Annotated in this window: 21 protein-coding genes; 11 read left to right on the forward strand and 10 right to left on the reverse strand. The window is 54.3% G+C overall.

Annotated features, from left to right (window positions below):
* Positions 1–598 precede the first annotated feature (598 nt).
* Complete coding sequence (locus V9K92_RS03425) at positions 599–5,011, forward strand: putative Ig domain-containing protein (protein ID WP_337353276.1); 4,413 nt, start codon at positions 599–601, stop codon at positions 5,009–5,011.
* 348 nt (positions 5,012–5,359) lie between these two features.
* Here the strand turns inward: V9K92_RS03425 and catE are convergent, their stop codons facing one another.
* From catE to V9K92_RS03440, 3 genes are all read right to left on the reverse strand, one after another.
* Positions 5,360–7,549, reverse strand: a complete 2,190-nt coding sequence (gene catE, locus V9K92_RS03430; protein ID WP_337353277.1) for a catalase C — start codon at positions 7,547–7,549, stop codon at positions 5,360–5,362.
* A gap of 69 nt (positions 7,550–7,618) precedes the next feature.
* The gene (locus tag V9K92_RS03435; RefSeq protein ID WP_337353278.1) at positions 7,619–8,113 is read right to left on the reverse strand and encodes a YciE/YciF ferroxidase family protein; all 495 of its coding nucleotides are present in this window, start codon (positions 8,111–8,113) and stop codon (positions 7,619–7,621) included.
* 390 nt (positions 8,114–8,503) lie between these two features.
* Positions 8,504–9,592 (reverse strand): LacI family DNA-binding transcriptional regulator, encoded by a 1,089-nt coding sequence (locus V9K92_RS03440; RefSeq protein WP_337353279.1) that lies wholly within the window; start codon positions 9,590–9,592, stop codon positions 8,504–8,506.
* A gap of 209 nt (positions 9,593–9,801) precedes the next feature.
* Between V9K92_RS03440 and V9K92_RS03445 the strand changes: the two genes are divergently transcribed.
* From V9K92_RS03445 to V9K92_RS03455, 3 genes are all read left to right on the forward strand, one after another.
* Complete coding sequence (locus V9K92_RS03445; protein ID WP_443094426.1) at positions 9,802–10,644, forward strand: ABC transporter substrate-binding protein; 843 nt, start codon at positions 9,802–9,804, stop codon at positions 10,642–10,644.
* Positions 10,645–10,722: 78 nt separating this feature from the next.
* A complete protein-coding gene (locus V9K92_RS03450; protein ID WP_337353281.1) occupies positions 10,723–12,273 on the forward strand; it encodes an amino acid ABC transporter permease/ATP-binding protein in 1,551 nt (516 codons plus the stop codon).
* 56 nt (positions 12,274–12,329) lie between these two features.
* Complete coding sequence (locus tag V9K92_RS03455) at positions 12,330–13,454, forward strand: NAD(P)/FAD-dependent oxidoreductase (RefSeq protein ID WP_307276646.1); 1,125 nt, start codon at positions 12,330–12,332, stop codon at positions 13,452–13,454.
* Between the two features lie 1,095 nt (positions 13,455–14,549).
* Here the strand turns inward: V9K92_RS03455 and V9K92_RS03460 are convergent.
* From V9K92_RS03460 to V9K92_RS03470, 3 genes are all read right to left on the reverse strand, one after another.
* On the reverse strand, positions 14,550–14,843 hold the full coding sequence (locus tag V9K92_RS03460; RefSeq protein ID WP_307276649.1) for a hypothetical protein: 294 nt from the start codon (positions 14,841–14,843) through the stop codon (positions 14,550–14,552).
* Between the two features lie 241 nt (positions 14,844–15,084).
* Positions 15,085–15,396: a SemiSWEET family sugar transporter gene (locus tag V9K92_RS03465; RefSeq protein ID WP_337353282.1), complete on the reverse strand. Its 312-nt coding sequence runs from the start codon at positions 15,394–15,396 to the stop codon at positions 15,085–15,087.
* A gap of 552 nt (positions 15,397–15,948) precedes the next feature.
* A complete protein-coding gene (locus V9K92_RS03470; protein WP_307276656.1) occupies positions 15,949–16,575 on the reverse strand; it encodes a hypothetical protein in 627 nt (208 codons plus the stop codon).
* 505 nt (positions 16,576–17,080) lie between these two features.
* On the opposite strand from V9K92_RS03470, the gene V9K92_RS03475 reads away from it, so the two are divergent.
* The 6 genes from V9K92_RS03475 (at position 17,081) to V9K92_RS03500 (ending at position 23,851) form a co-directional block, all read left to right on the forward strand.
* Positions 17,081–18,010, forward strand: coding sequence for an ArsR/SmtB family transcription factor (locus V9K92_RS03475; protein ID WP_307276661.1), 930 nt, complete (start codon positions 17,081–17,083; stop codon positions 18,008–18,010).
* 139 nt (positions 18,011–18,149) lie between these two features.
* Entirely contained in the window at positions 18,150–19,661 is a 1,512-nt protein-coding gene (arfA, locus tag V9K92_RS03480) for an arabinosylfuranosidase ArfA (protein WP_307276664.1), read from the forward strand.
* A gap of 9 nt (positions 19,662–19,670) precedes the next feature.
* The gene (locus V9K92_RS03485; protein ID WP_307276667.1) at positions 19,671–20,741 is read left to right on the forward strand and encodes an ABC transporter ATP-binding protein; all 1,071 of its coding nucleotides are present in this window, start codon (positions 19,671–19,673) and stop codon (positions 20,739–20,741) included.
* A gap of 68 nt (positions 20,742–20,809) precedes the next feature.
* Complete coding sequence (locus V9K92_RS03490) at positions 20,810–22,078, forward strand: extracellular solute-binding protein (RefSeq protein ID WP_307276670.1); 1,269 nt, start codon at positions 20,810–20,812, stop codon at positions 22,076–22,078.
* Between the two features lie 67 nt (positions 22,079–22,145).
* Entirely contained in the window at positions 22,146–23,024 is an 879-nt protein-coding gene (locus V9K92_RS03495; RefSeq protein ID WP_307278857.1) for a carbohydrate ABC transporter permease, read from the forward strand.
* Complete coding sequence (locus V9K92_RS03500) at positions 23,021–23,851, forward strand: carbohydrate ABC transporter permease (protein WP_307276673.1); 831 nt, start codon at positions 23,021–23,023, stop codon at positions 23,849–23,851. Before V9K92_RS03495 ends, V9K92_RS03500 begins: the two co-directional genes overlap by 4 nt.
* 348 nt (positions 23,852–24,199) lie before the next feature.
* Here V9K92_RS03500 and V9K92_RS03505 read toward each other — a convergent pair whose 3' ends face one another.
* The 4 genes from V9K92_RS03505 to V9K92_RS03520 form a co-directional block, all read right to left on the reverse strand.
* Complete coding sequence (locus V9K92_RS03505) at positions 24,200–24,517, reverse strand: LysR substrate-binding domain-containing protein (RefSeq protein WP_337353497.1); 318 nt, start codon at positions 24,515–24,517, stop codon at positions 24,200–24,202.
* On the reverse strand, positions 24,514–24,807 hold the full coding sequence (locus V9K92_RS03510; protein WP_307276679.1) for a LysR substrate-binding domain-containing protein: 294 nt from the start codon (positions 24,805–24,807) through the stop codon (positions 24,514–24,516). The genes V9K92_RS03505 and V9K92_RS03510 overlap by 4 nt, the downstream gene beginning before the upstream one ends.
* Positions 24,808–24,949: 142 nt before the next feature.
* Positions 24,950–25,102 (reverse strand): helix-turn-helix domain-containing protein, encoded by a 153-nt coding sequence (locus V9K92_RS03515; protein ID WP_307276683.1) that lies wholly within the window; start codon positions 25,100–25,102, stop codon positions 24,950–24,952.
* A 75-nt stretch (positions 25,103–25,177) separates the two neighbouring features.
* Positions 25,178–26,083: a LysR family transcriptional regulator gene (locus tag V9K92_RS03520; RefSeq protein ID WP_307276686.1), complete on the reverse strand. Its 906-nt coding sequence runs from the start codon at positions 26,081–26,083 to the stop codon at positions 25,178–25,180.
* A 148-nt stretch (positions 26,084–26,231) separates the two neighbouring features.
* Here V9K92_RS03520 and V9K92_RS03525 point away from each other — a divergent pair, with 148 nt between their 5' ends.
* Positions 26,232–26,891 (forward strand): hydrolase, encoded by a 660-nt coding sequence (locus V9K92_RS03525; RefSeq protein ID WP_115055651.1) that lies wholly within the window; start codon positions 26,232–26,234, stop codon positions 26,889–26,891.
* Positions 26,892–26,948: the final 57 nt, after the last annotated feature.

The following is a 26,948-nucleotide window of genomic DNA, read 5'->3' on the forward strand; positions in this document are numbered from 1 at the left end:
GTTACGTCAGCGGCTTGCCTCATCCCTCGTCTTGCCTCGTTGATCTTACGTATTGTATGCGTCGCTTCACCATTGAGAGCGCTCAAACTGAGAGTTTTTACGGACCTTGCGATGTCGCCACATACTGCAGTTTCAAAATCTCCTGTGGCGAAGTGCCAGCGCCTCTTTCCCCAACAGTTTCCAGCATCCCGCGGCGAGACCCGCGTGAATAGTCCGAAAATTCATTATTGCAGACAAGGCGGTTTTGTTCCTCAGACCTGTCCTGCGTGATTGGTGGCTCTTCTTCCGGTGACATAATCACTGAGCAGAATGCGCGTTGGGTGATAGGGGCTTGCTCGATATTATGCACAACCCAAGCAGGGCGGCCGCTATTAATCATTGCCATCGTGGTAAATGAATGATTTTCTCCTAGATTAATTTAAGTAAGGCACCAATAGCATTCAGTACATCTATTGAGTTTATGAAATGTCGCTTTCCGTCTTATTTTTTCGCGAAGATTCTTTGTTTAAGAAAATAATGAATAGGGTCGCAATTTGTGATTGCAGTCGCTTCCTCACAACGCTAGGTAAAAAATATCAAGAATACGCTGGGGGGCGTTATGTATTCAAAAGTATTTTCACGTGTGCGTACTCTTGCGATAGCAATTATGTTGTTTCCTGGTGGCCTGGCATGGTCAGATTTGGCGTTTGCACAGACTTGCGCCCCCAATGAGACAAGCCGTTCCTTTAATTTCACAGGTGGTACGCAATCCACGGTTGTACCAAGTGGGGTGAGTTCGATCACCGTTCATCTTTTCGGTGCACAAGGTGGCGACGGCAAAGGTGGCGCTGGTTCAATAGGCGGTAGTCCATTCAGCCCTGGCGGTACAGGTGGCCTTGGAAGTCGCGTTAGTGGTAGATTGAGCGTTTCGCCAGGCGATATTCTATCGATTGGCGTCGGTGGCAGAGCGTCTTTTGCAGTCAATCCCGGGGGGGCAAGCGGCACCAACGATGGTGGAAATGGCGGCGGCGGAACCGATCTGAGCTTGGGTGGCAGCCGGATTGCGATCGCCGCTGGCGGCGGGGGTGGCGGCAATGGTGGTTGGAGTACTGCCAATGTAATTAGTGGTGGTAATGGCGGTATCGGAGGTGGTCTGGGCTGGGCAGGAGCGACTGTGCCGGGCGGGACAGGTCCGTTCGGCGGCGGCGGCGGTTCACCCGGTGCGGGCGGCTCTGGCGGAGCCGGGTGTGGCAGTTTCCCCGCGACGCCCGGTCAAGCGAACGGGCAGGGGGGAAGCTCAAATAATTTTTCTGGATCTTTCATCGGGGCCGGATTTGGCGGCGGCGGCGGTGGCGGTAGCACCGTTGGCGGTGGAGGCGGCGGTGCAGGTGTCGGCACAACCGGCTGTCAGCAGAACTGGAACGGGGGTGGCGGCGGAGGAGCCGGGGGCACTTCAAGTCCGGGTGCTTTGCAATCGGCGTCGATCCTGAACGATGCGAACTCCGGTGACGGCTCCGCATTGATTTGCTTTGCAACGCCGACGTTTTTGGTCAGTGGCATCGCAAACGGCTTGAATGGCACAGCAAGTCTTGAGCTTGCAACAACAAGCCCCGTAAGTGTCCAAACCGTTAATATCGGCGGCGGCAGTTTTTCCTTTCCCAACAGGGTGCCTGACGGAGCAAACTGGAGCGCGAGGGTATTGACAGCCCCGGACGGGCAACTCTGCACGCTTGTGCCTTCGTCCGGCACCATATCCAACGCTGATGTGTCCAATCTGGCTCTTACCTGTACGACTGTGCAGGTAGACCTCACGCCCCAGACGTTGCCTGATGGTGTATTCGGGGAAGCCTACAGCCAGACAATAACAGCAAGCAGCTCAAATGGTGGTACGGCGCCTTACAGCTTCAGCCTTGCTTCCGGAAGTATTCCCGGTGGTCTTATTCTATCGTCTGGCGGACTGTTGTCCGGCACGCCCAACGCTACGGGAAGTTTTACCTTCGCTATTCGAGCGACAGATGCAGACGGCTTTATCGGCGAGCGGCAATATACAGTCGCGATTCCTGTGCCGGTCATTGCCGTTGCACCTGCCGACCTGCCTGATGGAAAGGCCTCGAACGCCTATGTTCCGGCAACTCTCTCAGCAACAGGTGGTGCAGCGCCTTACTCATTTCAGGTGACTACCGGAGCTCTGCCCGCTGGGCTGAGTCTGGCCGGTGACCGGATTTCGGGTACGCCAACTGCAGCGGGCTCGTTCACCTTCACTGTTAGAGCAACCGACGCCAACGGGTTTACAGGCGAGCGCCAATATACGTTGGCAATCGAACCGCCGACGATTATTGTAAGCCCTGATAATCTGCCCGGAGGTAACGCTTCGAACGATTACGGTTCGGTGACGCTGGCAGCAGATGGCGGAACAGGCCCTTATACGTTTCAGGTAAGTGCCGGTGCTTTACCTACAGGGCTGAACCTGGCCGGAGCCGTGATTTCCGGTGCGCCAACCATTGCAGGCTCATTCACTTTCACTGTAACTGCTACCGATGCAAACGGAGCTACCGGCGAACGGCAGTTTACGATCGCGATAGTGGCACCGGGAATCAATATTGCACCGGACGCGCTACCGGACGTGGTGATCCCGAACGATTATGCTCCGGTAACGCTGACGGCTAATGGCGGAGCGGCGCCCTATACATTTCAGATAAACGCCGGCGCATTACCAGCTGGATTGAGCCTGTCGAATGCCAATATTTCGGGCAAGCCAACCGCTGCTGGTTCGTTCACATTCACAGTGAGAGCCACGGATGCCAATGGTTTCAGCGGCGAGCGGCAATATACAATCGCCGTCGCAGCGCCGGGGATCACGATTGGTCCGGATGCCGTGCCGGGGGGACAAGCCTCTAACCTTTATGCTTCGGTTACGTTCTCGGCAGACGGCGGCACTGCACCTTATACATATCAGTTGAGTGCCGGAGCACTGCCCGCCGGGCTTGCCTTAGCTGGTGCCGAAATTTCCGGCACACCTAAGGTCGCAGGCACCTTCAACTTCACGATTACCGCAACCGATGCTAGCGGTTTTACTGGTCAACATCAGTACAGCCTGTCCATTGAAGCCCCCACGATTACAGTCACGCCCGATGTTATTCCAGGTGGAAAAATTCAAGAGCAATATGGTCCGATAGCGCTCACCGTTGACGGCGGAGCAGCACCTTACAGTTTTCAGGTTTCTGCGGGAGCATTGCCTGCCGGGTTGAATCTAACCAATGCCAGCATATCCGGAACACCCACGGCAGCTGGTTCCTTCAGTTTCAGTGTCACCGCAACAGATACGAACGGCTTTACAGGTACCCGGCAGTATAAAATCGCCATCCAGGACTTGCCGCCGCCGATAGCACAGAATCAAACGCTCAGCGTTTTGGCGGGTACAACTGGCACAGTCGATCTTACTCAACGCGCGACGGGTGGCCCATTCTCCGCCTCGGCAATCGTAACCTCTCCTCCAGGTGAAGCAGGCGAGGCACGCATCACGAGGGAAGATGGCACCCATATCCTTCAGTTTGCGGCAGCCGGGACATTTGCTGGCACAACCAGTCTGACCTATACACTATCAAACGGAGCTCGCAGGTCTGCGCCCGCAACGGTTACGATTGAAGTAATTGCGCGTCCCGACCCGTCACGCGATCCCGAAGTTATTGGATTAATCCGGGCCCAGACGGAGAGCGCCAAGCGTTTCGCCAACACGCAAATCCGCAATTTCAGCCACAGGCTGGAACAACTCCACAATGAGGGTGAGCAGCGCAGCAATTCTGTAGGGCTCAGTGTCAGCGTTTTGACCGATTCAACGCAATCGGAACCTTATGAAGCACAGGATTATTCTCAGCAGGACCCGTCACTCAACGTTACCCGCCAAGGCTCGGGAGCGGTTAGCATTGGCTCTAATGCCGCATGTATCGACGGTACTCAGAGCAGTCTGAGCGCGCAGAAGGATCCATCGTCTGAGTCGACTTCCATCACAACCGGGCAAAGCGCGACGGGGACCAGGCTCCGTCCATCCGCTGCATGTCCGCAAGCCGGTTTGATAGCCTATAGTTCGGATCAAGCGTCGAATAATCCTGCCCGTGATCCTGCGCTTGAGGCGATAGGGAAAGTGTCGTCACCGGCAACCAATGCTGTTGAAGCTCCTCCCCCGGTCGCAAATGAACACGCGTTGGGCGAGTTCGCCCTCTGGAGCGGTGGCTATGTCAACTTCGGCACCAATGATGATGGGGCAATCAAGCTGGATAATACATTGGTGGGCGTGAGTGCCGGCGTTGACTATCGCTTCAATCCGAATCTGACGGCCGGTATCGGTGTAGGCTTTGGACGCGATAGTACAGACATTGGCGATAATGGCACTGAAAGTCGTGCAGAAGCGTTTTCAATTGCAGCTTATGGCAGCTATCGACCCGTCCCAGGTTTCTTCCTTGACGGGCTTGCTGGCTACAGCACCATGAGTTTTGACAGCGAGAGATATGTGACGTCGACTGGAGACTTCGCTTCGGGAAAGCGGAATGGAGACCAGTTTTTCGCATCGCTGACCGCTGGTTATGAATATCGCAAAAAAGGTCTGCTGATGTCCCCCTATGGCCAGTTGTCAGGATCACGTTCAACACTCGACGCATTCACTGAAAAGGGGGCGGATATTTACAACCTTACTTATGGCGATCAGGATATTGACACATTGTCAGGAACCTTCGGGCTTCGCGTCGAACACGCTATACGTACCAAATGGGGTTTGCTCACGCCTCGTGCCCGGTTGGAATACACCCACGACTTTGAAGGATCGAGCCGCGCCAGTGTGGGATATGCCGACCTTGGTACGTTACCCTACGCGCTTGATGTTGACGCGTTCTCTCAAGATCACTTTACGGTCGGAATGGGGTTCGATGCACAGATAGGAGAAGGTTGGAATGTGGGCTTTGATTATCGTACCGCATTTGGAACCGACGGCGACAGCCAAGACCATACGTTCGCAACAAGGCTTGGCATAGAGTTCTAGAAGGGCAGATGTTATTTGGTTGTACAGGGCCTCAAGGCGCTGTTCGCCAGGGACGTGCCAGCCCCGCTCATGCCCGATTGCCTCGCCAACAGCGAATGCCAGTTTGGCGATAGCAGGGCCTGACACTGTTGACGGCAATCGCCGTGAGACCATGCGCGTTGACACAGCCGAGTGAGCCACCACACCATCCAGCTGATTTCCGGTCGGTGCGAGACCAGCGGCATCTCCGGGCAATGGTCGAGAGGCCGCGTAATTTAGCCGCTGGCGAGAGTGCCTCCGATATCCAGGCGAGCAGTCGGCTGTAACAGGGAGGCGGCGGCAACCAGTCGCCGCCGCGCCCCAAAGGGTCTACCTTATTGGCGCAGAGGCTTTCCCAAGCTTCACGGCGGGCTCGCGCGCCCAAACCCGAAGTTTACCCAACCTGGAGACAAAGGCGGCAGGGCCTTCCTCTCCAGGCAGCTCCAGAATGCCCTCGTCGAGGTCGTTTGCAATCCCGGCTTTTTTGAGTAGCGGCAATGCGGACTGATCGTACCCGATGAACTTGCAGTGCTGGAACGCGTCAGCAACAAAGTCACGAGCCGTTGCCTCCTCCACCAGGTCATCAATGGCTGCGGCAGAGGTCAGCAGGGCCACTGCATCGAACAGGACGGAAGGGCCGCCATCAATCATGTGATGTGCTGCGACCCAACTCCCGTCGGACGCGGTAACGCCCCCCACCTTCGGTGCTATCAGTTCGAAGACCGCCCCATCCTTCGTAACAGCCGTGGCAAGGCCCTTCAGAAGCCCGGCATCAACACCATCGGTTACGAGAATACCAAGTTTGCGCCCTTCGAAGCGCTTGGGTCCACGTTCCACGATGCTGAGCGCCGGTGATGGTTCCAGATCCTGGCGCGTCGGCATGGCCGCATCAGCCGGTTTCGGCAGCGATTGAAAACCGAGCTTCCTGGCCACCGTTGATGCCAAGGTATCATCGATATTGAGCAGATGGGACACCATGCGCTCACGTATGACCGGCTCTTCGACCTTGCTAAGCTCGAAAGTTAAGGCCATGGCGATGTGCCGCTGTTCGGGTGGTGTCTGGCTAATATAGAATTGGCGCGCCTGACTGTAATGGTCGGCGAAACTCTCTGGGCGGAGCCGAATCTTCGAGCCCTCTTCGTCTGATGGAAAATGGCGAAAGCCGCGGACCGGGGACGCTCTCGGTCCTTCGTTGCGCGAGTTTGGCTGATAGTTTGTCCGCCCGACCGGGTTTCGCATTGCCATGTGGCCGTCTTGTTGGAAGTTATGAAACGGACATTTGGGTGCATTGATGGGCAGATGGGTGAAATTTGGGCCGCCCAGACGCTTCAATTGGGTGTCCAGGTACGAGAAGTTCCGACCCTGGAGAAGTGGATCATTGCTGAAGTCGATACCGGGGGGCACGTTCTGGGTCATGAAGGCAACCTGCTCCGTCTCGGCGAAGAAATTGTCGGGCATCCTGTCAAGTACCAAACGGCCTATTGGCCGAACCGGCAAGATCTCCTCGGGGATGATCTTCGTAGGATCAAGGATATCGAAGTCGAAATTGTCGGCGAATTCCTGATCAAACAGCTGAACGCAAAGCTCCCATTCCGGAAAGTTACCCGATTGTATCGACTGCCAGAGATCACGGCGATGGAAATCAGGATCCGCACCATTGATCTTGACGGCCTCGTTCCAGACCACCGATTGCAAACCCAGCTTTGGTTTCCAATGGAATTTTACGAAGGTTGACTCGTCCTTGTCGTTGACAAACCGAAAAGTGTGGACACCAAAACCCTCCATGAAGCGGAAGGAGCGGGGAATGGCACGGTCAGACATGATCCACATGACCATGTGCATGCTCTCGGGAGTGAGGCTGATGAAATCCCAAAAATTGTCATGCGCAGTCTGCGCCTGGGGAAAGGCGCGGTCAGGCTCCTGCTTTGCTGCATGAATAATATCCGGGAACTTGATTGCATCCTGGATGAAAAAAACCGGAATGTTGTTTCCGACCAAATCCCAGTTGCCTTCTTGCGTGTAGAGCTTCACCGCAAAGCCTCGGACGTCACGAGCAAGATCGGCTGAACCCTTGTTGCCCGCAACAGTTGAGAACCGGACGAAAGCCGGCGTCTTTTCGCCTGGACGCTGAAAGAGATCCGCGCGTGTATAGGCCGCTAGGGACTCGTAAGTCTCGAAGAAGCCATGCGCACCGTATCCGCGAGCGTGAACCACGCGTTCGGGGATTCGTTCGTGGTCAAAATGGAAGATTTTCTCTCGAAAATGAAAATCATCGATGACAGCGGGGCCGCGGGCACCAACCCGAAGTGTATTCTGGTCATCGGCAACGGGGCCGCCTTGGGCGGTTGTCAGAACCTCGTGTCCGTCTTCGGCGAACTGGTGAAGCTCGCCACCTTTTCCACGATGGAGTTGCTGGTCATGGATCGTGACAGTGTTTGGGAGTTTTCCGGTCGCGGCGGTTTTCTTCAATGCGGGCGTTTTTGGTGCTGGTTTTTTCGCTGGGGAAGGCTTCTTGGCCATCGGTCTCTCCTCATTGGCAGGGTGCATGCGAAAGGGGCGCGCGATGCGCGTTTGAAGACGACGGAATGATCAGGCAGCTTTACCCTTTGCTTTCGCAAAGGCCTCTGCAAGATGCGTGAGCTTTTCGTCGGTGGCTACTTCTTCAGCCAGGTTCGCTTGAAAAAGAGGGATCGCGTCCTCAAGGCCGACCTGCTTGGCCCAGGCAATCAGGGTGCCGTAGCGGGCCATTTCATAATGTTCAACCGCCTGCGCCGAGGAAAAGAGGCCGGCATCGAGAGCAGCCGAACCCTTGTATTCCTCCATGATTTCTTCGCCCTCGGCGATAATACCCTGGATGGCTTCACAGGTCTTGCCGCGAGCAGGTTTTCCCATTAGTTCGAACACCTGTTGAAGACGTTCGATTTGGCCCTGCGTCTCGTCGCGATGCTGCAGGAAACCTGACTTGCCTTCTTCTGACTGAGCCGCCCGGGCCATTTTTGGCAGCGCCTTCAGAATCTGCTTCTCGGCAAAGTAAATGTCTTTCAGCGTGTCTAGGAAAAGGTCGTTCAAGGTCTTCTCGGCCATTGTGTCCTCCCTGGGAACCATTGCGGCGACTCAACGCCTCCTGCAATAAAATGTTCCCGATCGAAGAATGGCAGCGTTCCAGTTCAGCCCAACATCGCACTGCGCAGGGGCAACTTGCGCAGGATACTGCGTTTGCCACGCGGTTCACATTACCATCCCGCACTATTGGTTTGGTTCAAGGCTGGAGCCAATGACGCCAACAGTCACGTCCAGCCGATTGCGCAGTACACGTTTCGATAAAGGAAACCGCTTGCCATTATTGTCACCGGCTTGCGCGGCTACCTTTGGTCCGTAACCTGCTTTTTGACCAATCTTTGGCGCTGCAGACAGCCGCCTCGAACCTCTCAATCAGCTGTCCGTGACCTAGAGGGCGCGACATGCGACAGATAGTCATTTCTGGCCGCCTTTAATCGCGCGCGGCGGCCCGACAGAGCCACGTTCGATGAGTGACGTACCTATCACAACTCTTTTGGGTGGATGATTCTCTCCTTTAAGTCGCCGAATGAGAAGCTCTGCGATGGTTTTCCCTAGTGTGTAGGCTGGCTGATCAATGACTGTAATGGGTGGACTCGTCACGCTGGTCCAATCTGCGTCATGGAAGGTAATCAATGATATATCCTCAGGAATGCGCAGCCCGCGTTCGCGAATGATTTTAAAAATTTCAATTGCTATCAGGCTGTCAGACGCAAGGATCGCCGTTGGTCGATCAGGTCTGGCCAGGAGATTCTTGGTGAGTGTCCGTGTCTCTTGTGCATTCGTTGCGCCGAGTTGCACAAATTTCTCGGGGTTTTCTATGCCACTGGCCCGACACGTTGCGAGAAAACCCTCGATGCGCTCGCGCACTGAGGATGTGTAGATCTGCTTAAGCTCTCGATATTCGCGTCCGGCGAAATCGACTGCCGTGACATAGGCAATATTGCGATGCCCGGCATCCGACAAAATCTTCGTTGCCCGCATCGCGGCGTCGCGGTCATCGACGGTCACTGTATCAACGTCGAAGTCAGGTAGAGCGCGATCGAGGAGGGCCAACGGTCTGCCCGATCGGTGAATTTCCCGCAAATGCGACACGTCCCGGGATTCTGATGGGGTGACGATCAGACCGTCCACGCGTTTGCCGATCAAGACACGAACGGCAGCTTTCTCAACCTCGATCTGTTCACTGGAATTCGCAAGGATAACGTTGAATCCAGCAGCTCTCGCTACATCGCTTATGCCGCGGACAGCAAAACTGAAGAAAGAGTTCTCTATGTCGCCGACGACCACGCCGATAATTCCCGATTTTCCGGTGGTCATGCTTCGGGCCAGCTCGTTCGGCCGGTAATCCAGTGCCTTGGCAGCAGCCAGTACATCTGCGCGGATTTTTTCGCTGACAACGCCGTATCCGCCCAGAACGCGAGCCGCGGTTGCTTTCGACACATTCGCCTCTCGCGCCACATCGCTGACGGTGACGGATCGGGATTTTTGAGCAGCGTTTTTCATATTTCAAGCACTACAAGGGTTGTTGACGGAAGGTCAATGTGAATATATCAATTAGCATTGAGACCGGTCTCAATCAATAAGAGACCGGTCTCATGGGCAAAGATCTCTTCTCAGTGATCCAGGCAACCAAGAGCCGTGACAGTGAAGGGCAGCCCGCCAGTTTGAGCATGCCAATTTAGAACAATAATTTCAGAGTGGAGAACAGGGACATGAGCATTTTAATACTCTTCAGGAGGACAATGAAGTCTGCCCGGGTTGGAATGATAACCTTGACCATCGCGCTTGCCGGTTTTGGGGCCGTTTCCAGTATGGCAGCGGCCGAAGATAATCCTTACGGTTTGATTGATGAGAAAGTCATAAGCGTTGGCACGATGGGCGACGCGAAGCCCTACACATTTACAACCGCAGATGGCCAGTTCACCGGTTTCGACATTGAACTTTTTCTGAATGTTGCAAGCAGACTTGGTTTTGGGAAGGGTCAAGTGGTTTTCACAGGGCAGGAGTTCTCGGCACTCATGCCGTCAGTTGCCAATGAACGTTTTGATGTGGCCGTCGCAGCTATTGGAACGACGGAAGCACGCAAGAAGACCATAGACTTTTCCGACGGCTATCTTGCCGGCTATCTCTCCGTGCTGACAGCGGACGAGGCAATTACATCTGCTGAAGGATTGAAAGGCAAGCGGTTGGGGGTGGTGCAGGGGACGCTTCAGGAAATCTACGCCGCCAAAAATTTCACTGACACGGACCTTGTCAAATTTCCCGATAACAATTCGGCAGTTTCAGGCCTCAACAACGGAACGGTTGATGCCCATTTCCTGGATTATGAGGCCGCAAAGCAATATGGCGAACGTTATCCAGAACTCAAGATCGCAGTAAATATACCGTCCTTTGATGCTCCGGCTGGTTTTGTTATCCGCAAAGGCAACGATGCATTTCGTGAAGCGTTGAACACGGCCCTCCATGCGGCAATGCAAGATGGGACCTGGAAGACGCTTTATGAAAAGTGGTTTCCAGGCTCACCCATGCCCGACGCGTACCTTCCCAAGAAATAACGTCGTGGCCGCTGCTCTGATGCCTCAAAGCAGCGGTCCTGCCGTTGATCTTTATGGTCACAACACAGGGGGAATGGGATGAACTGGCTCGAAAATCTGCGTCGAAGTTTTCTCGATTGGGACGCTATGGCGGCTGTTTTGCCCGCCATGATCACAGTCGGACTGAAAAATACCCTGATCCTTGCAGCGGCCTCAACCGTGCTCGGACTTCTTATCGGTCTGTTGCTGGCCGTCATGGGCATATCCCGCTCAAGATGGTTGAGGCTTCCCGCGCGTATCTACACTGATGTCTTCCGCGGACTGCCCGCAATCGTGACCATTCTTCTTATTGGACAGGGATTTGCCCGTATTGGGCGGGAGATTTTCGGTCCTTCGCCTTACCCTTTGGGGATTCTCGCGCTTAGCCTGATTGCCGGTGCCTATATCGGAGAAATCATCCGCTCAGGTATTCAAAGCGTTGAGCGCGGGCAGATGGAAGCATGCCGCGCCTTGAGCATGAGTTACGGGCAGGGAATGCGCTTGATTGTGATCCCGCAAGGAATTCGGCGTGTATTGCCGGCGCTTGTCAATCAGTTCATTGGAAACGTCAAAGACTCAAGTCTCGTATATTTTCTTGGTTTGCTGGCTTCAGAACGCGAGATATTCCGCGTTGGGCAGGATCAGGCGGTTGTTACCGGAAACCTGTCACCCCTTCTGCTCGCCGGAATCTTTTATCTCCTTGTTACCGTCCCGCTGACCCACGTGGTGAATTACATTGATAACGGCCTGCGCCTTGGCAAGCACAAGAGCGGTGCTGTTACGAGCGGACTTGCCGAGGTCAGCGAACTGGAGGGCACCGGCAGTAGCAACGGTGCTCGCAATAGACAGTCGACTGCCCGGAGTGATGCCGGTAAGCCGCGTTTCAAAGGCGGCAGTCTCGCGGTCAGCAATCTGGATATGTCATACGGCGATCTTGATGTGCTCAAGCAGGTAACCCTGGCGGTAAAACCGGGTACTGTCACATGTATTATCGGGCCGTCTGGTTCGGGGAAGTCAACATTACTGCGTTGCATCAATCGGCTTGTCGAACCGAAGGGCGGCGATGTGCGCATAGATGGTGAGAGCATTCTAGCAATGAAGCCCGAGAAACTGCGCAGACGCGTCGGGATGGTTTTTCAGCATTTTAACCTGTTTCCGGATCATACAGCGCTTGAGAACGTTATGCTTGCATTGACCGAGATAAAGGGCCTGCCCAACGAAGAAGCGGAGCGTATTGCACAAGCGCGCCTTGCTGATGTTGGGCTGGCAGCCCGCAGTCATCATCGCCCCAGCCGTCTTTCCGGAGGACAACAGCAACGGGTGGCGATCGCCCGGGCTCTGGCCATGGATCCGGAGGTTATCCTCTTCGATGAGGTAACGAGTGCGCTTGATCCGGAACTGGTAAAAGGGGTTCTCAACCTTTTGGCCGATTTGGGGCAACGGGGCATGACCATGGTTGTCGTCACCCATGAGATGGGTTTCGCCCGCAAGGTGGCCGATCAGGTTGTCTTCATGGACGAGGGCCGCGTTGTTGAGGCCGGCCCGCCAAGTTCCATTTTTGACCATCCGCAAAGTTCCCGGCTGAAACGCTTTCTTGCCGAAGTTCTGTGACCGCCTATTGAGTGCAAGTTCAATCTGAATCCATCATACTAATGAAAGTCTCTATCATGAATTCATCTTCCTTGGTGTCGAAGGTCATTGTCGTTGGCGGCGGTATTTTCGGCGTCTCGTCCGCCGTTCATCTTGCTCGACTGGGTGTTCAAACGATCCTTATCAACGACGGCCCTCTGGCAAACGGTGCATCGGGGCGCTCACTGGCCTGGCTCAATTCCTCGCGGCAACGCTCGGACGAATATCATCGTTTGCGGATGGCCGGCATAGATCGCTATCGCACTCTGGCAGCAAAGCATCCCGATGCCGCGTGGCTGCGTTTCGATGGAGGGCTGACGTGGGACTCAGATGATACTGCCAACGAGATCGCAGCGGTTTTCAGGTATGAACGCAACATCGGATATGATGCGCAACTTCTTTCTCCAGGTGACATCGCGGCCGTCGCGCCTGGCGTCGATGAACATTCTGTCACACCGCAAGGCGCTATCTTCAATCCCGGTGAGGGTTGGGTTGATCTGCCGAGTTTGATAGAGATTTTGAGTCAGGAATTTGTGCAACGCGGTGGCAGATTGGTAACAAATGCCGGCTTGGCCAAGGTCACCGTTGCAGATGGCCGCGCAACCGGGGTTACCATGGCAAGCGGAGTCTCCGTTAAGGCCGATGCCGTTCTGTTGGCTACCGGGGCGAGCGTTCCGTCGACGATCGCCGAGTTTGGGCGTTTTGTTCCAGATAGTACACCGATTGCCTTGCTGGTCAGGACGCAGCCGATGCACCTGCCTCTTCGGGCTGTGCTGAATACGCCTCGCGTAGCAATCAGGCCAACGCCCACAGGTGCACTCGTACTGGATTCTGCTTGGTCGGAGGAAGAGGTCATCGCGCAGCCCGGTGGCACATATACGGTAAACGATTCGACGGTGGCAAGGCTTCTCGAAGAAGCTTCAAAAGTACTGAATGGCAACCCAAGGCTGGAACTCGATACTTATTTCGTCGGACCGAAACCAATCCCTGGGGACGGGGAGCCGGTCTTTGGGCAGCTCGATGACATAGCAGGATACTACATTGCGTTCAGTCACAGCGGTGCCACACTCGGCCTGATCGCCGGTGAACTGTTGGCCGGAGAAATTGCAACTGGAGAGCTTAATCCACTTTTGACAGCCTTTCGACCTAGCCGATTTGACTGATGGTTCCTCCGGTTTCTCTTTAAAACATAAGCCATGAGCCAAACACAGTCGATTAGTAAAGATAGCGTTTTGCGAGAAGTGCCGACGCCGCCCTCAGCGCGAACTCCTGGAATCGCCGTCTGTCCGTTGGCGCTGTCGTGCTTGAGGAAATTATGATCGCCAACCCGAACTTCAGACGCTCCTGGAAATTCGATAGTAATGGGGTTTTGCGTGCCGGTGCCGAGTACCCGAATGTCTGGCTGCCAAGCCGTCAATCATGGCAAATTCACTGCGGAACCATATCTGGTGGTTATCGCACCGTGCCAGGTTTCTCGCGGCCGGATGCCATAGGTAGGTGTTTGTCGGTTGTGAGCAGACCTGGATGTGAACTGCCGCTTGACCTGCGGGAAACTGCTCAATCAGCTGTTTTGGTTGGTTGAACGACACCCGCAGGCGAGAGTGTTCATCGTCGGACTTCTGTGAACAGGCTTGCCGGTTTCCGGCAAGGTCGAGAGGGCGGCCGATCTATTCGAAGATCCGGTCGGCAAGCGTCATCTTTCTCCTCGGCCCTGCGCGACGTAAACGGCCTTTGCCACCGCATTGCTGCTCGTGCCGACATGCACGGCCGGGCCCGCGCCGGGCGGAACATTTTCAAATCTTGGTATCCTTTGCCAGTTCCAACGCAACCGATGTCCCGAGCCTGGATACCTGACCGTGTTCCCGTCTTGCTATGTCTAATCAGGATCTGAACCTGATGCTGCCTTTCATTTTCCTCTCCAGCTGGACAGCAGCCCGCATAAGACCATCGAGAGCTTTAGGAAGCTTTTGCAGCAGGCTGAGCTGCCAGTGGCCGGCACTTTGCCGACCGACGAATTCGACCTTGAGTTCGGTTAACCGGAATTCGGGTCAATACTGCAAGGATATACTGCAAACTACTTGCCGATTTGCTTGACCTACGCGTTCAATCCAAGCGGTCTCCTTTCGCAGTAGACGGAGCTGCGTTGTACAGCGCAACCTTCACCCGCCACCAGTTCTTGCGCATCTCTGGTTTGAACGAATTGCTCCAGGCCAAAGGCAGCTTCAACCACTACAAAAGGATAGAAAGTGGGTCAGACTTCACAACCTCTCGATTGACGTTGTCCGGATGACGATCGCTTCCTGCTGGAACGCCACTTCCAGATCTTTCCGATAGTGACGCCACCAAACCCGATCGATTTCATCGACCATGACTTCGACGATGATTATTTGGTCTTTTTCGGTCACCACGCCATTCTTCCAGAGGCCTTCGGCCGGCGCGTTTGCGTGAAGCGTGACGCCCCCGAATTTTTCCGAGAGCTGAATGCGGACGTCCCGGTAAGCTGTTTCCTTGCCGGGGATAACAGGAAGCAGAATTTCGACGAGGGCAGCCACAATACCCTCTCAGCAAGCTGCGCCAGGCAAAAATCCAGCCGGCACGGCCCATGCTGATGCTCTGGGCCATACCTGGATCCAAATACGGGCATTTTCATGCATATCTTCCCTCCTTACGCCCAGCTTGCAGTCGGCTCCTGCTCCTGCTCCAACTTCGCGTCGGGGACTTTTCCCGAGGAGCGCCTTCCTCCTGGCTCGATATCAAGGTGACGGTTGCGGCAATACTGTCTCATCAACACGCTCAAGGCGCCCTGGTTCCGGAAAGCCGGCTTAAAACGGGGAGCGCCGGTTCCAGTAACCTGTTTCGCACTAGCTTCTGAGCTTCTTTACAAGGATAAGCGCCGACAGCACAAAGCAGGCAGCATTCGTGACAATGATTGGCCACTCGGACCGCATAAGCGGTCCAGAGTATGAAGCCGGTAACGGTAAGACAATACATTTTCGTGGAGATTGCTTCGGTGTCTCCGGTGCGAATGACCTTCCGGACCTGCGGCAAGAAGCTGCAAACGGAACAGAGGGAGGCGAGATATCCAACGATGAGCGCTGTATCCAAAATGGCGACCTCCTTCTGAGTGCATCATTCAAAGTGATCGGGGAACTATCGCTCCCCGCTGTTGTTCCCAGTCTGCGCTGCGGCTAACGACAATGGATTATGATATGGACTTCGACTTCGCAAAACAGACTGCGTTGTTGCCGGAGATGAACCGGCCGGATTGACGGTCGTCAATTCCCTGGCGCGCGATCACTCGTCCGTAACGAATTTCAACGATAGAACCAGCAGGACCGGAACAACGGATTCTTCTTTTGCCTTGCGCAATGCAGTCATGGGTTGATGAAGAAACTCGGCGCCTCATATCAAGGGTCGAGCGCGTGTCCGGCTAAGCAGTTGCGTGCCGCTGATGCCGCAAGCGGGCGTAACTACAAAAGACCGGTGGTTACCTCATTGACGAACGTCTCGATTGCAATCTGTTTCTCCGCAACCGCGACATTCCATTGGAGACCTTGGTCGCAATGATATTCACAACTGCGTTCCATGGCCAATCTTTGACAGGTGGATTATCTCGCCCGCAGCTTTAAATCCGCAGCAGGTTCCTAGATACGCAGCTCACCGCAAAAACCCGTTACGTCTAAATTCATCCCAGCCAACCAGTTTCCCGCTCGCCTCCATGGGCTCCGCTTCTGGCGGAGAGTCAAAACCCGCCCCCTTCTTCAATGAGCGTTGCAGCTTCGCCTTGTAGGCGGCCCGCCGTCGGTTTTCTGCTGCAGCCGCCACATCTTCCTCGCGCCACTGATCCACCAGTCCGTTGTCAAGCAGGTCTTCGACAACCTTGGGATCGAAGACATGAAACGTGATCTGCTTGGCACGCCCCCGTAGTCTCACAGTCCGCGTGCCCGCACTGGGTAGGCGGCCATCGGCCAGCCAGCGGTATCTCTCGGCTGGCTTGATGGTCAGGATGTCCTCAATTTCACGAGGGATCACGGGAAGTTTTTCGATATCGTTCATTGCTGAAGACACAATAGCCGCTGCGGTTTGGAATTGTGTCTTTGAATTGGCCGACATCGACAGCACCAGTTCCCCCGCGTCGAGTACGAGCGATTTCTTCGACGATATGGGTAGCCTTGCCCGCATTTCGAGAAGTACTCCCTTTGTGCGCACGGAGGACCCCAGTGTGGCTTCCGGTGGAAGTTTCCAGGTTCTGAGGAGCTCGATATCGTTGTCTTGCTTCGACATAGAGCATAGATGGGTTCCCTGTCAGATGAGGTCAAGCCAATATAAGCCGGGCAGGCGGCTGTCAGCCAACGAAGCGTCCTGACGTGAACCCGGTCATGCTTAAAGAAACCACATGGCTCCGGGCTCCTGTCCGGCGCGCCGTATTTGTTGGATGAGTTCGACATTCCAATCGGTTTTTGGTCCTTCGTCCATAAGATTGGCAAACCTGCCCAAGAGCGCACACGTTCGTTGACATCGTGCTGGTCCCAGGGTTTGAAGACCGAGCAAGCTTTTGTCGCGACCATCGATCTTCTTGGTCATCGCGTTACCCTTGGTGCGACAACTCACCTTATGGGCATCACCAAGCGGAAGCCTGTGTTTGTCGTTCATCCGCTTCCTTCGAAGCTTGATAAAGTCAGCAAAGGAGGCGTTAGTCGCATAGCCTGAAATGCGAAAAATCACATTTTGCGTTTATTTAAATCGATAATTCCGATATGAACCAGATATTGGCTCATCGGTAAGGCACATGAATTCGAACTTTCTCGTCATAGATCCGGAAAAAGACTTGGTCGCCATCAAAGCGTTATCCTCGCTACCTCGGATTAAGCTATTGAAAGAGCTGTCAAAACAGACCGGTATGAATGTGAATGAGCTCGCGCGGTTTTCCGGGCTGCCGCAGTCGTCGGTATCAGCCCATCTCCAGGTGCTTGAAAAAGCGGGACTGGTCCGCACCGAAATGCAAAAAGCACGCAAGGGAAACCAGAAAATTTGTTTTGCCGTCTACGATGAACTCGTCGTTACGTTTATTTCGGCCAGACCTGCTCTGTCTTCCGATCTTATCGAGGTGTCGATGCCTCTCGGTCTTTATACGAACAACGCGGTGACCGGTCCTTGTGGTATCTGCTCAGTACACGGAATCATTGGTCTTTTGGATGTACCCGAGACATTTATTGATCCGGAGCGAATGAAGACGAGCCTGCTCTGGTTTACCAGCGGCTTTGTCGAATACCAGTTTCCCAATAATGCAAAACTTCGTGGTAGCAACATAGAGGCCATCGAAATTGTTATGGAAGTTAGCTCGGAAGTTCCCGGTACCTTGTCCAATTGGCCGTCGGACATTGTACTATCAGTAAACGGTACGGAAATCGGAGTATGGACGTCGCCCGGCGACTATGGCGATCGCCGGGGAACCTTTACTCCCGACTGGTGGAAGCTCAAGGGGTCCCAATACGGTATGTTGAAGACCTGGTCCGTGGGAGCGGGAGGTTCATTTGTGGATGGTCATAAGATCTCGGATGTCAATATCGGTGATCTTGCTCTGGACGCCCACCGATCCATACGGCTGCGAATCGAGGTAAAAGCTCAAGGGCGTCATCCGGGTGGTATCAACATTTTCGGGCGGGGTTTTGGCAATTATGATCAAGACATCATTATGCGTTTGAAAACAAAGCAATAGCCGTGTTTTGACAACGAAATCTTCTTTACCTTTTGCACTGCAGCACATTCTGGCCATTGACAAGCCCGGTGCACTCCTCCGACTATATCTAAAAATACGATGAGTATCGTTTTATTGGGTCGTCAGGGAGCGACACGGAATGAAGGCACGCGCAGCCGTCCATGTAGACTTTAAAATCAGTAACATTGATGAGCGGCTTTATTCAGCCTTCATTGAGCATATGGGTCGCGCAATCTATGGCGGAATCTACGAACCGGGTCACCCGCAGGCGGATGCGCAAGGTTTTCGCAAGGATGTGCTCAAGTTTGTACAGGATTTGAAGATACCCGCCATCCGCTATCCGGGCGGTAATTTCGTTTCCGCCTATCGCTGGGAAGACGGCATAGGGCCAAAGGAACAGCGCCCGGTTCGGCTGGATCTTGCCTGGCGCTCGAAGGAGACGAATCAAGTCGGAATCAACGAGTTTGCCGATTGGGCGAAGTTGGCCGGTATTGAAATGATGTTGGCAGTCAATCTTGGCTCTCGTGGGCTCGAGGAGGCGCGCAACTTTCTGGAATATACCAACTTTCCGTCCGGAACTTCCTGGAGCGATTTGCGCCAGTCGCATGGCAAGACCGATCCCTATCAGGTCAAGATGTGGTGCCTTGGCAACGAGATGGATGGTCCTTGGCAGATCGGGCACAAGGTCGCTACGGAATATGGCCGCCTTGCCAATGAAACGGCCAAAGCCTTCAAAGCCTTTGATCGAGACATTGAGGCAATCGTCTGCGGCAGTTCCAATGACGGCATGGCGACCTATCCCGAATGGGAGCGGGAGGTCTTGGAAGAATGCTACGAGAATGTCGATTATATCTCGCTGCATAAGTATTTTGGCAACAAGAGCAGGGACACGCTCAACTATTTTGGCAAGATTGAAGAAACCGGCCGTTATATCCAGACTATTGCCGGCACGATTGACTATGTGAAGTCTAAAAAGCGCGCCAAAAACGATGTGCACATCTGCTTTGATGAATGGAACGTTTGGTACCACATCCGTGAGGAAGACAGCCATCGCTGGAGAACCTGGGATTGGCCGGAAGCGCCGGCATTGCTCGAAGAAACCTACAACTTCGAAGATGCTTTGTTCGTTGCGGGCCTGCTGAATGAATTCATCCGCCGCTCTGACCGTGTGCGCATTGCTTGCATCGCACAGTTGGTGAATGTCATTGCACCGATCCGCGCCGAAAAGAACGGGCCTGCCTGGAGGCAGACGATTTATTATCCATACCGGTTTGCGTCGGTTTACGGACGCGGTGAAGCGCTCAATGTAGCGGTGGACGCTCCGAGGTATAATTGCCATGTCGCCGATGATGTTTCTTATCTCGACGTTGCAGCAGTTTACGACCGAAGTGCAGGTGTTCTGACCTTGTTTGTTGTGAACAGGCATTTAACCGAAAGAGCTGAGTTGGACGTCAGCCTCACTGGTTTCGCCAGGCCGGCGCTTTTCGAGCACCATGCGATGGAAGGTTACGGACTTCATGAAACGAATGGTCCAGATCGCCCGGATCACGTCGTTCCGAAATTAGGCGCAGGAGTGGGTATCGAGGATGGTAATTTGAAGGGATCTGTTGCACCGCTTTCCTATCATGTATTCCGCCTCACGACGAATTGAGACATCGAGATGGGGATCAGTTTACACAATGTCAGGAAAAGTTTTGGGCCGGTCGGCGTTATCCATGATGTAAGCATGGAGATTCCAACCGGAGATTTTGCGGTTTTTGTCGGTCCATCCGGGTGCGGCAAGTCAACGCTTTTGCGAATGATTGCCGGACTTGAGGATACGACCAGCGGTACGATCTTTATTGAAGGTCGAGATGTGACCAATGTCGAGCCAGCGCAGCGTGAGGTCGCGATGGTCTTTCAGTCGTACGCGCTCTATCCACACCTTACAGTCTTCGAAAACATGGCCTTTTCGCTGAGGCTGAAAAAGACCGCAAAATCACATATCAATGAAATGGTGCATGGGGCTGCGCGCATTCTTCACCTTGAGGACCATCTGCAAAAGCGGCCTTCTGAGTTGTCAGGCGGCCAGCGCCAGCGCGTTGCCATTGGCCGCGCTATTGTCCGGCAACCAAAAGTGTTTCTCTTCGATGAGCCGTTGTCCAATCTTGATGCCGAATTGCGCGTGCAGATGCGTCTTGAGTTGGCCAAGCTGCATAAGCAGATCGGCGCTACCATGATTTATGTCACCCATGATCAGGTTGAAGCGATGACGCTGGCCGACCGCATATTCGTGTTGAAGGGCGGTGTCGTCCAGCAAGCCGGCAAGCCCCTGGAGCTTTACGATAATCCCGACAATCAGTTCGTCGGTGGGTTCATCGGTTCGCCCGCCATGAACTTTTTGCCGGGGCGGGTTCTCGGACGGCAAGAGGAAACCCTTCGGGTTGCTGTCGATGGGGCAGGAAAGGAATTGTTGGCAAAGGTGTCGGCAAATTTGAGCGATGGAACCAGTGTCAGGATCGGGGTCCGGCCAGAACACTTACAGCCGGTCACCAATGGTATTCCGGCGACAGTCGAGTTGGAAGAAGATCTCGGCGGCGTATCCTATTTGCATGCCCGTTTAGCCGGAGGGCAGGCAATCGTTGTCGAGACCCGCGAACGTCGCAAAAGCCTCGACGGGCAAACCATATACCTTGGAGCGTCAGCGGAAGATGTCCTTGTTTTTGCAGAAGACGGGCGCCGGTTGCGCTGAACGCCTTTGAGTGAGATTCAACCGCCACCAACGGGAGAAGGGTGGCATCAGATTAGGGAGGAATTCTTATGCGATTTAAAGCTCTGCTTGCCGCCACGGCGGTGGCCCTTATGGCGCTACCCGCCATGGCTCAGGAAAATGTTACATGGTGGGATTTTCTGAGTGGCGGTGATGGTGTCCGCATGAAGGCGTTGATCACGCGCTTTAATCAGGAACACCCAGACATCAAGGTCACCGGCACCACCCTCGAGTGGGGTATTCCCTTCTATACCAAGGTTCGTACCGCAGTAGCCGTGGGGCAGGGGCCCGACATTATGACCTACCACCTTTCCCGTATGCCGTTAGGACTGGAAGAGGGCGTACTTGACGAAATCACCGATGACGATCTCAAGAACGCTGGCGTCACGAAGGATAGCTTCTTTCCGGCGTCGATAAAGGCTGCGAGTTCCGATGATGGCAAACTTCACGCTGTGCCGTTCGATATCCATTCCATCGTTCTTTATTATAACAAGTCATATCTGGAAGGGTCGAAATTCCTCGACGCCGATGGCAGGCTGACAGGGATCAACAGTCTCAAGGACTTTGAAGAAGCCCTGACTCTGGCAAAGGACAAAGGTGCAGTGGCGCCGGTATCCTATGCAACCGGTGATGATGGCGGTACCTATCGCGTATTCTATACATTGTTGCGTCAGCAGGGCGGTGAATTGATCACAGGCAAGGAAGTGCTGGCGGGAGACAATCTTGCAAAGGCTGCCAAAGCAATTGAGGTCATGACCAATTGGGCCAAGAATGGCTGGCAGCCGGAACAGGCGGAGTATGAAGCCTCAGTTGCGCTGTTCACTTCCGGAAAGTCTGCGTTTTCGTTGAATGGCGTTTGGGAAGTCCCCACCATGATCGATCTGGAGAAAAAGGGAACGCTTGGTTATCAGTGGGGCGCCGTTCAGGTGCCCAATCTGATGGGAACTCAGACAACTTGGGCGGACTCCCATTCTTTTGCGATACCGGCCAATAACAAGATGTCGCCTGAAAAACGCAAGGCCGTCATGACGGTAATCGGTTGGATGGAGAAAAATTCTCTGGCCTGGGCCGAGGCAGGACATATTCCTGCATACAAGGAAGTGGCCGATGGCGAGGCGTTCAAAAAGCTGGAGCCGAACGCCACCTATGCGGCGCTCGCAAACACTGCCTCTTACGATCCACGGTCGCCAATCGCTGGTGTGGCATCGCCTGCCTACGATGCGGCCATCAACATTATCTCGCCTGCCATCCATGGTTATGCTGAGCCAATGCAAGCTGCTGAACAGATCAAACAGGACCTTCAGGACAAACTGCAATAACGGTCGTGCCGATGACCGCGTGTTAGGGCGCGGTCAACAATGATTCTGGGAGGTTGCTGACGTGGCCATGCTGACAAACCGGCGCAAGGAGATGGTTGTAGCCGCTTCGCTCGTTGCACCATTCGTACTGACGTTCGTGGTAGTCTTTCTTTATCCGACGATCCGGCTCGTGCAATTGAGCTTCACCAATTCTCCCCTCATCGGTTCAGGAGAATGGATAGGATTTGATAACTTCACACGGCTTTTGTCCGACAAGTTGTTTCTAACGTCGTTGAAAAACAACGGATACTTCGTGCTTTTGACGGTCGTGCCTACCACGGCTCTGGCGCTGGGCTTTGCATTGATGATTACACGCCTGCGTGGCTCTTTGCAGGCGTTGGCTCTCGCAATTTTCTTTCTGCCTTACATACTGCCGGTGTCTGTCGTGACGCAGATATGGACATGGATGCTGGACTTTCAGTTCGGTGTGCTGCAGCCGGTAATAGAGTTTTTCACGGGAAAGCCTGTTCCCGTTTTCAAAAACCCTTATTGGGTCATGCCGACTGTCGCTGCCGTGACGATTTGGTGGACCAATGGGTTCAATGTACTGCTGTTCATTGCTGGTCTGCGTAATATCTCGAAAGACTATTATGAAGCCGCACAACTCGACGGCGCAACACGTCGGCAGTTGTTCACAAGAGTGACTTGGCCTCTTCTCTGGCCTGTCACTGGCTTGGTATTGACCCTTCAGCTGATATTGCAGTTGAAGATCTTTGATCAGGTTTATCTGCTCAGCAGCGGAGGACCATTCAATTCGTCCTACGTGCTGCTCTTGATGGTTTACCGCGAGGCGTTCCAACTAAATCACGGCGGCTATGCATCAGCGATAGCGCTTGTCCTGTTCATTATTATTGCAATGCTCTCGGTTCTCCAGTTCCAACTCTTTCGTGCAGGAGGACGTCGATGAAATCGGTCCGGAAAATCGAAGGCTGGGTTTTGACGGTCTGCACTTTTCTCGCTGCGGCATTGTGGATTTTCCCGCTTTATTGGGCCTTCATAACCTCGCTTCGCTCAGAGGAGCGCGTGGTGTCGGATGGAGCCGGTGTCGTCCCGGACGAAATCAATCTGGCCTCGTATGCCGATATCCTCTGGAATACCAACCTCGTCAGTTGGTACATAAACTCAATCGGTACTGCCGTCATCATCACGGTAGTAGTGATCGTGTCCGGCATGATGTGCGCCTATGCCATTTCACAGATGCGTTTTCCCGGCAGACGCATACTTTATAGCGTAGTACTTGCGAGTTTCATGGTGCCCTCGCAGGCTCTGGTCGTGACCCAGTTTATCCTGATCAACGATATGGGGCTCATCAATACATGGGCGGGTATCATTCTACCGCAGCTGATCGTTCCGGTCGTCATTATCGTCTACAAACAGTTTTTCGACGCCGTGCCTAAGGAACTGCGCGAGGCCGTGGTGCTCGACGGCGGCGGTGACTATACGCTGCTGTTCAAGATATACCTGCCATTAAATTGGGGCATCACGACAGCATTGGCCATCATCACCTTTATCATGGCCTGGAATCAGTTTCTTTGGCCCTTCCTTGCCGTGACGACCGAGGACATGATGACGATCCCTGTCGGAATAACCCAGGTCAAGGACGCGTTTGGGGTGTTCTATGCAAGGTTGATGTCGGTTGCGCTTCTCGGAGCAATGCCTGTCGCTGTTGCCTATCTGATCTTTCAAAGAAAAGTTACCGAGGCAGTTATGATCTCGTCTGGTGTTAAAGGATAAAACTCCCCAGCTCAGGGTACCTATCCCAAGACGTTCATATAGTCAGACTTTGTTGCAACAGCTGAATGGAAGCGCAAGAGCTTCTCGGGCGCACCATCATTAGACGATTCTCGGTCGTTTAGTGAGAACCCTGAATGATCTTCAAACTCAGAGCGGATTGCGCTCTTTTCTGATTCGCCTTCCGGAACTCGATCAAGTGCTGCCACTACGATCAAAACGAGATTGGAGAGATCAACACTACAATCGAAATTGGTGAAAATTATTCTATTGTCGGCATTTTTAAAGGAAAACTCATAACTTCCCTGGTTGAACGCAGTAGTAATCTGTAGGTCATGCGTTCAACTCAAATCAAGAGCCTTCATTAATCCGTGGGGGCAACTGACATTGGGTGGAAAACAGTTTCTCGCTGATAAAATCAACGAAGACCCACACTTTGGGTGAAAGGTGCCGGCTTGAAGGCCAGATCAGATTGAACTGGCCGGGTGCATCGAGGTGATCGACCAGCAGCGACATAAGTTCCCCGGTCCGGAGTGAGTTAGTCACCAGGAAATCCGGCATGCAGCCGATGCCGAGCCTGCGCAGGACGGCACCGTGCAACGCCTCCATATAGTTGTATGTCAGGACGTGAAGGACCCTGACCTCAGGCTCTCCCGCCGAACGTATCAGGGGCCAGTCCTAATCTTGCCGCTATTGGGATAGCGGAAGCCGATTCCGACATGACTCGACAGGTCAGGCGGGCAAGTTGGCATTCCCCGTTTCCCCAGATAGGCGGGAGATGCACACAGCAGCAGCTGGAAGGGCCGAAGCGTGCGGACCATGATGCGGCTGTCGGGCAGCTGCCCGTTGCCGATGGCGACATCAACGCCTTCATCGATAAGATCGACGATGCGGTCAGTGAAATCCAGGTCAAGTTCGATTTCCGGATAGAGTGACAGGAATTCCCCAAGCACCGGCAAGAGCAGGTGGTAAGCGACGACAGGTGCACTGACCTTGACACGTCCGCGCGGCGTTTCCCCGTTCGAAGTAGAGTCTTCTGGGCATCGTCAAGATCGTCAAGAATGTGGCGGCATCGTTCGTGAAACACGCGGCCTTCCTCTGTCAGTCGCAGGCTGCGGGTCGAACGCTGAAAGAGCCCACGCCCAGCTGGCTTTCGAGTCTCGTCACGGCCTTTCCGACAGCAGATGGAGACAGGCCCAGGACTCGTCCAGAGGCGACGAAACTGCCGAGATCGACCGTACGCACGAAGGCCATCAAGCCGGTCAAGCGGTGCCGGGTGATTACAGCCGGCGACCGACTGCAATCACGGGGATGCTGCTCATGGCCCAATCAAGCATCTCCTTTACCGATGCTCTCCTCGCCCTCGGCCAGGTTTCCAAAACATTCGATAAGCATCTCGGTGAGGATTCTCACTTTTCTCGTGGGATACCGACCGGGCGGTCTCACGACGAAGATGGCGGCGGGTGGAACCGGATAACCTGTCATGATTGGCACCAATGCGCCCGACGAGATATGATCGGCGACGAGCGGTTCGGGTAGATAGGCGACCCCTATCCCCTCCAAAGCGGCCGCCACGAGCGATACTCCGTTGTCAGCTACGAAACGCCCTTGGGGGCGCACCAGGACAATCTTGTCGCCATCCATAAATTGCCACGTTTCAGCTTCCCGCATGACCACCTGGTGATTCACAATCTCATCCGGTGTTACGGGAGCGCCGTGAGCCTCGACGTAGGCAGGACTTGCGACAAGTTTGCCAAAGAGTGGTCCCACACGTCTTGCGACGAGGTTGGAATCCTGAAGGTGGCCTACACGGATTGCGCAGTCAAAACCTTCTCCAACGAGATCTACGAAGCGATCAGTATAGGAAGAACTGATATGCAGTTGGGGGTGTCGGCGCGCCATCTGCGAAAGGACAGGAGCAAAATGCGTTGGACCAAATGACAGTGGTACGGCTATGCGCAGGCGGCCTCGAAGCTCACCGGCCGGCAACATCGTTTCCTTTGCGACATCCAGTTCGGTGGAAATCCGGGCTGCATGCTCCCTGAATGTAACACCTGCTTCTGTCAGCGCTATACCACGGGTCGTCCTCGCAAGTAACTGTGCGCCAAGTTCCGCCTCGAGCTGGGTGATTCTCCGGCTGACCATCGACTTGGAAATGCCCAGCCGCAGCGCCGCTGACGATATCCCGCCGGCATCAGCGACCTCGATGAATATTCTCAGATCCTCAAGTTGCACATCGCGTTCCTTTTCCTGCAACACAGCGTCACACGATTTAGGTCTACCGGCTCGCAGAAGACAATGACAAGTTGGCTGCGGATGGCTCTCCGATGAGGGTATCCTCGCAACATCTCTTAACGAACCGCCAATATAGGATCTATATTCAATGACCTTTCGTAACGGCCTCAATTCTCTCCTTCGTCCCGAAGATTCCGTCCTCGTTCTGATTGATCATCAGCCTTACCAGCTAACTAACCTCAATAGCCATGATCCTCAGGCCGTCGTCAACAACACGACTGCGCTAGCAAAGCTGGCAAAAGCCTTCAATGTTCCGACCATCCTCACCAGCGTGATTGCGGACCGCGGCGGCAAGCTCTTCAAGCAAATCACAGACGTTTTCCCAGGGCAGGAAGTAATCGACCGGACCTGGGTGAATACGTGGGAGGACAAGAAGGTGGTGGACCTGGTGAAGGCGACCGGTCGCAAGCAACTAATCATCGCAGGTCTGTGGACCGAAGTTTGCGTAGCGATGCCAGCGATTCAGGCAGCTGGCGAAGGCTGGGATGTGACTGTAATCACTGACGCATCGGGCGGAAGCTCAACCGAATCTCATCAGGTCGCCATCCAGCGGATGATTGCGGCAGGCGTTAACATGATGACTTGGATGGCTCTTGCTGGCGAGTGGCAGCGTGACTGGGCTCGCACCGAGCACGTCGAAGAGCTGACCGAAGTGCTCATCTCGCACATGGCCGGCAGCGGCATTGCCTATCTGTGGGAGCAGCAGTTGCTCAATACCCCCGTCCCGACAACCAAAGGCGGCCATTAAATCCTTCCTGGGGTGATGGGGACATCGACGGTTGCCCCGCGACTAGCTGGGCGATCT

Source organism: Phyllobacterium sp. CCNWLW109 (assembly GCF_037203905.1).
Lineage (GTDB): Bacteria > Pseudomonadota > Alphaproteobacteria > Rhizobiales > Rhizobiaceae > Phyllobacterium > Phyllobacterium ifriqiyense.

Bases quoted from the DNA above. Each gene is read 5' to 3' on its own strand.
- arfA (WP_307276664.1), top strand. From the start codon at position 18,150: ATGAAGGCACGCGCAGCCGTCCATGTAGACTTTAAAATCAGTAACATT.
- V9K92_RS03515 (WP_307276683.1), bottom strand. From the start codon at position 25,102: ATGGCCTTCGTGCGTACGGTCGATCTCGGCAGTTTCGTCGCCTCTGGA.
- V9K92_RS03490 (WP_307276670.1), top strand. From the start codon at position 20,810: ATGCGATTTAAAGCTCTGCTTGCCGCCACGGCGGTGGCCCTTATGGCG.
- V9K92_RS03425 (WP_337353276.1), top strand. From the start codon at position 599: ATGTATTCAAAAGTATTTTCACGTGTGCGTACTCTTGCGATAGCAATT.
- V9K92_RS03435 (WP_337353278.1), bottom strand. From the start codon at position 8,113: ATGGCCGAGAAGACCTTGAACGACCTTTTCCTAGACACGCTGAAAGAC.
- V9K92_RS03470 (WP_307276656.1), bottom strand. From the start codon at position 16,575: ATGTCGAAGCAAGACAACGATATCGAGCTCCTCAGAACCTGGAAACTT.
- V9K92_RS03445 (WP_443094426.1), top strand. From the start codon at position 9,802: ATGAGCATTTTAATACTCTTCAGGAGGACAATGAAGTCTGCCCGGGTT.
- V9K92_RS03455 (WP_307276646.1), top strand. From the start codon at position 12,330: ATGAATTCATCTTCCTTGGTGTCGAAGGTCATTGTCGTTGGCGGCGGT.
- V9K92_RS03485 (WP_307276667.1), top strand. From the start codon at position 19,671: ATGGGGATCAGTTTACACAATGTCAGGAAAAGTTTTGGGCCGGTCGGC.
- V9K92_RS03440 (WP_337353279.1), bottom strand. From the start codon at position 9,592: ATGAAAAACGCTGCTCAAAAATCCCGATCCGTCACCGTCAGCGATGTG.
- V9K92_RS03525 (WP_115055651.1), top strand. From the start codon at position 26,232: ATGACCTTTCGTAACGGCCTCAATTCTCTCCTTCGTCCCGAAGATTCC.
- V9K92_RS03450 (WP_337353281.1), top strand. From the start codon at position 10,723: ATGAACTGGCTCGAAAATCTGCGTCGAAGTTTTCTCGATTGGGACGCT.
- V9K92_RS03500 (WP_307276673.1), top strand. From the start codon at position 23,021: ATGAAATCGGTCCGGAAAATCGAAGGCTGGGTTTTGACGGTCTGCACT.
- catE (WP_337353277.1), bottom strand. From the start codon at position 7,549: ATGGCCAAGAAGCCTTCCCCAGCGAAAAAACCAGCACCAAAAACGCCC.
- V9K92_RS03495 (WP_307278857.1), top strand. From the start codon at position 22,146: ATGCTGACAAACCGGCGCAAGGAGATGGTTGTAGCCGCTTCGCTCGTT.
- V9K92_RS03475 (WP_307276661.1), top strand. From the start codon at position 17,081: ATGAATTCGAACTTTCTCGTCATAGATCCGGAAAAAGACTTGGTCGCC.